Source organism: Leptolyngbya sp. FACHB-711 (assembly GCF_014695615.1).
GTDB lineage: Bacteria > Cyanobacteriota > Cyanobacteriia > Elainellales > Elainellaceae > Leptolyngbya_A.
Window position 1 is genome coordinate 1 of sequence record NZ_JACJOR010000277.1, and the last position, 5,291, is coordinate 5,291.

A 5,291-nucleotide genomic window follows, 5' to 3' on the forward strand; every position below is an offset into this window, starting at 1 on the left:
ACCTTGCGGAACGAGTGGGGGTTGAGGTTCATCAGGCGATTCCGCATTTCCTCGTCTTTGATGAACGTGGTGTTGGTGTCTTCATAGATCCAGTTGTCTACTGCCCCTGCGGTCGCAGACCAGCCCATTGTGTTCACCAATCGCTTCGAGAGTTCGCGGACTCCTTCGTAGCCGTGGGACAGCATTCCCTCATACCACTTGGGATTCAAGAGTTTGGTACGAGCATCGAGACGGACGGTTTCCGAGAGAGTACGCACCTGGGCGTTTGCCGTCGTCGTGTCTGCAATGTAGGCAGTAGGCTTTTTGCCGTCCTTCCGCAGCGTTTCCACCAGCTTTGTCGGGTCAGAGTCGAAGTAGTGGGATACGTCCGTCAGCGAAATCTCCGAGGAGTCGAGATTCTGGAACGTCACGTCTACCGTCTTCAGGGCAGAGGTGAACAAATCCTGGTTTTGATCCATCATGCCCGGATTGTCCGAGTTGAAGGCAAAGGATTTGCGCGACAGGTACATATTTTGTAGCTCTGCCTCGTTTTCCCAGGTGCTGTTTTCCACCGCCAGGTTGATGTTCGACGAATAGGAGCCAGAAGCATTCGAGAAGACGCGGCTGGCTGCCTGACGCAGGTTGATGCCCATGTCTTCTGCTTGCTTGATCGCGTGTTTGCGAACAAAGTTCATTTCCACAGGCTCATCGGCTTCCGCTGCCATTTTGATGGCGCGATCGAGCAGATTCATCTGGTTAATAAACAGATCGCGGAACACACCAGAGCAGTTCACCACCACATCGATCCGGGGGCGACCCAGTTCTTCTAAGGGAATCATTTCCAGCTTGTTCACGCGGCCCAGCGCATCGGGGACCGGACGCACGCCGACGAGCATCATTACCTGCGCTAGGGATTCGCCGTAGGTCTTGATGTTGTCTGTCCCCCAGAGGACGAAGGAAATCGTTTCCGGGTACGCACCGCCGTTTTCAGCCTTTTGGCGATCGAGCAGTCTTTCAACCACAATTTGCGCGCCCTGAACGGCTGCGGTCGTCGGGATGGATTGGGGATCCAGCGCGTGGATGTTCTTACCTGTGGGCAGCACATCCGGGTTCCGAATCGGGTCGCCGCCAGGACCAGGCAGAATGTATTCGCCTTCCAGACCTTTGAGCAGTGCGCCCAGCTCGTTATCCGCAATCACCTGCTTCAGACAAAACTCCAGATACTCGAACAGGGGCTTGATATCGTCGGCATTGACCTTCGGATAGCCCGATTGGGTCAGCGATTCAATCCAGGGTTCCTTGCGTCCGATGTTGAAGAAATTGAGCTTGGTGACTTTGGAGACGCGCCCTTCGGCATCGGTTTGTTCTTTCACCATGGCTGCGACTGCCGATCGCACCGCCTGATTGATGTTGAACAGCAGCTCCACATCCACCAGCACACCCCGATCGGAGTTTCGGTAAATCTCGTCCATCTCGCGTCCGATGCTTTCGGCAATAATGCGCTGAAGGCTCTTGATGCTTTCTTCGGGGCGATCGAGTCCGGCGATATTCACCAGAGTTGCGACGGCTTCTTCGGCAGACGGCGGTTTACCCACCACATGCAGACCACAGGGCAGCAGGCGCGACTCGATTTCCATCAGTTTGATGTAGACCTTGCCGATTAGCGAATCGCGATCGTCCAGACTCAGTTCAGAAGCGTCATTTTCAGGCAGAGTGATGTCCTTATCGAGGTTGACCTGGCGGCACTTCTCGATAATCGCATTCACGATCGGAATCGCCCGTCCGCTCTCCTTCGAGGTTTGGTAAGACGCGATCAGTTCGCTCAGTTCCTTCAGCCCTTTGTAAAGTCCGGCGTTTTCGGCAGGCGGGGTGAGGTAGCTGATCGTTTCGGCATAGCCTCGACGCTTGGCGATCGTCGCTTCGGACGGGTTATTTGCCGCGTAGTAGTAGAGGTTGGGAATCGTGCCAATCAGCGAATCGGGATAGCACTCATTTGACATCCCCATTTGCTTACCGGGCATGAATTCCAGCGAACCGTGGGTTCCAAAGTGCAGCACGGCATCTGCTTGCCAAACCCGCTCCAGGTAAGTGTAGTATGCCGCGAAACCGTGGTGCGGACTTGCCGATCGCGAGAACAAAAGCCGCATCGGGTCGCCTTCGTAGCCAAAGGTGGGCTGAATGCCAATAAAGACGTTGCCGAAGTGCTTACCAAATACCAGCAGATTTTCGCCGTCGGTATTCAGATGTCCGGGAGGCGCACCCCAGTTTTCTTCGAGTCGCTGGGAGTAGGGGGTTAATGCCTCGTATTCAGGAACCGACATCCGGTAGGCGATATTTAGCTCTGGGCTGGTGTACTGCGCCTGAGCATCGTGGATCACTTCCTGCATCAGGGCTTCTGCTGACTCGGGCACGTCCTGCACGTCGTAGCCGTTGTCGCGCAGAGCTTTTAGCACTTCGTAAATGGAGCCGAACACATCCAGATAAGCCGCTGTACCCACGTTGCCCTTATCCGGCGGGAAGCTGAACACCGTGATCGCGACTTTCTTGTGCAGCTTCGGCTTACGGCGCAGGTTGGCCCACTTCATTGCCCGCTGCGTGATTGCCTCGATCCGGTCTTGCAGCGCGATCGCCTTGCCCGTTGCACCATCCCGCCCAGAGAGAATGATCGGTTCGATCGCCCCATCCAGTTCGGGGATCGCAATCTGCAACGCCACCTGAATCGGGTGCAGACCCAGATCGCTGTCCTGCCATTCTTCGGTCGTCTGGAACACCAGCGGCAACGCCACCATATAGGGACGGTTCAATCGCTTGAGGGAGTCGATCGCCTTCGGGTGATCCTGACGAGCGGGACCGCCCACCAGCGCAAATCCGGTGAGGGAAATCACCACGTCTACCAAGGCCTGGTCTTTCTTGATCGGGTCATAGAAGTAGGCATCGACGGGCTTCGAGAAATCCAGACCGCCTGCAAAGACGGGCACGACTTTTGCACCCATGCATTCCAATTCCTGCACCATTGCTACATAGTGCGCGTCATCGCCGGTCACCAGGTGAGTTCGCTGAAGCACCAGACCGACGCAGGGAGCCAGGGGATCTTTCACATCTTCGGGGACATCCTGACGGGTGCTGTACCAGTTCAGGTACTCCTTCAGGTCTTCGTACATCTGGGGCGCGAGGGGATGCCAAATGCCCATGTCAGGATAGGTGACGGGATCGCGATAGACGATCGCCTTTCCAGACGGATTGCCAGAGGGTTTGACGTACTTATCCGCCAGCATCAGCAAAAAGTTTTCCAGGTTCTCCGAGGAGCCGCCCAGCCAGTATTGGAAGCTGAGCATAAAGTTCCGGGCATCCTGCGCTTTGTCCATCGGCAGGTATTTCAGCACCTTCGGCAGCGTATTGAGGAGCTTTAGCATTGCGTCCTGGAAGCTGCTGCCCGACTGCTCTTTGCGCTTCCGCATGAACTGGGCGATCGCACTCTTCGACTGACCCAACTGCGCCATCGAGAAAGTCCCCATCTTGTTCAGGCGCATCACCTGCGGCATGGAGGGAAAGACCACTGCCACATCTAAGCGATCGCGGTGGGGTTCGACCGCAGCAACGACTTTTTCTGCCAGTTCTTCAATAAAGATCAGCGAGGCGATAAAGACATTGGCTTCTGAAACATCCTTCTGAAGGGCTTCGTAGTTTTCAGGGCTGCGAAGTTCTTCTAACAAATAGCCGCTAATTTCGATCGCCAGATTAGGATTGTTCGCGTTGATCGATCGGACAGCCGCCGAGAGGGCACTCTGGTACTGCGGCTCTAGCACGACATAGACCACTTTGATCAGCGATCGCCCATTGAGGTTGTCGGGCGCGATATGCCTGATCGCGGGCTTGACGTGGGTGAACATGCGGTTAGGCTCCTTGGATTCTAGGCTGAGGCACGGGCTGTCGGGGTCGGGCTGCAACTGCAGAACGCAATAAACGCCTACAGGAAGATAGCAGTTCAGTCCAAGGCTAGATGATGAGACTGACCGCCGACAGTTTGAGGTACATAGGTGTTTGTACCATGAAAAGCCTTACCAAAAGGGCGATCGGGCGCTTAAGTGACACAAATTGATAAAAAAACTGTGCGATTTCTTTACACTCCGTTACAAAATTGTGAGTGAATGCTCATTGAATATAAAATCAACTTAATCAATATTTTGGGATTGTTCTGAATAGGGAAATTTATAGAAGGGGGAGAGGATGGTTGAATCTTTGCGAATGTTCTGCATCGCCCCCTAAATCCCCCAAAATTGGGGGACTTTGAGAAGAGCTAGTTTTTTTGGAATTAAGGGCGGGGGACAAACTTAGCCCTATGCGTCGTAGAAAAGGCTTTTGAACATAGCTACCATGACGATCGCTGCCTCTACTCAGTTCTGTCCCTCAGCGAGGTCTGTATCGCCTGTAATTAGCCTGTAAGTAGGAAGTCTGCAGCTGGGGCGATCGCACAGGCTAAAAACTTGGCGTGTTTGGGATCTGTAGGGAAATCAATGGATAAATGGATTGCGATCGCTTGTTGTAGAGCAGGAGAAAGATTCACAGAACAGTGTTAGAGCGCAATCGTTTCATTTTAGTGTTTGGGGCGATCGCTTCTGATCCAATCAATTCGAGGCAGGAGATTTTGGGCAAACTTCAAACTGCAACTGCGAGCGGTAGAAGCAAACATCAAACTCTATAAAGATGTTGACTTGTCCTAGGGTATTGTTCAGCGTTACGCATTGTCCTGAGTTTTAGCCGATCGCAATACTTCTAACATCGTATCTGCTGCTTCTGTCGCATCGTAGGGCGACCATACAGGGTAGGACTGATCGGGTTTGATTAAATCTGTTTCTTGTTGAGCAAGTTCAGAAATTAGAACCTGCATGACGTAGAGTTTATCTGCCCGACTCAGCCCTCGCAATGTTGAGATAAGTTCTGATGAAACCATGCAAGTTATTCGTCCGTTGCATGATGCTTGTTATACTGCGATCGCCATCCTTGCTAATCAAGCCACTGCAAAACCTGTATGCTGTCGTATTTTGGGATGACGAAAACCTAATACGATATCTTCTCTAGAAACACCTGCTTGCATTAAATCTGTCGCTACCCCTTCCTCAGTATCATCGTATTGCACCCAAACCTTATCACCAATCAAGCTGATGTGGATTGGGGTCGCATGAAGGTAATTATCACCATTCCAGCCCATATCTAGAACCAAATACTGCCCTCGCTCATCATCAAAAATGAGCTGAGAAGTGTAGCCATCAGGCAGCGTAGCACGATAATCAGCGTGATTTTGCAGGACGCTC

At 52.9% G+C, this 5,291-nt stretch carries 3 protein-coding genes; all 3 read right to left on the minus strand.

The features are described 5' to 3' along the window. On the minus strand, positions 1-3,869 hold a 3,869-nt coding region (locus H6F80_RS10930), incomplete at its 3' end, for a magnesium chelatase subunit H (RefSeq protein WP_190791585.1). An 845-nt stretch (positions 3,870-4,714) separates the two neighbouring features. Continuing rightward, positions 4,715-4,930, minus strand: a complete 216-nt coding sequence (locus H6F80_RS10935) for a hypothetical protein (protein WP_190791586.1) — start codon at positions 4,928-4,930, stop codon at positions 4,715-4,717. Positions 4,931-4,987: 57 nt separating this feature from the next. Further along, on the minus strand, positions 4,988-5,291 hold a 304-nt coding region (locus tag H6F80_RS10940; RefSeq protein ID WP_190791587.1), incomplete at its 5' end, for a XisI protein.

Bases quoted from the DNA above. Each gene is read 5' to 3' on its own strand.
- H6F80_RS10935 (WP_190791586.1), bottom strand. From the start codon at position 4,930: ATGGTTTCATCAGAACTTATCTCAACATTGCGAGGGCTGAGTCGGGCA.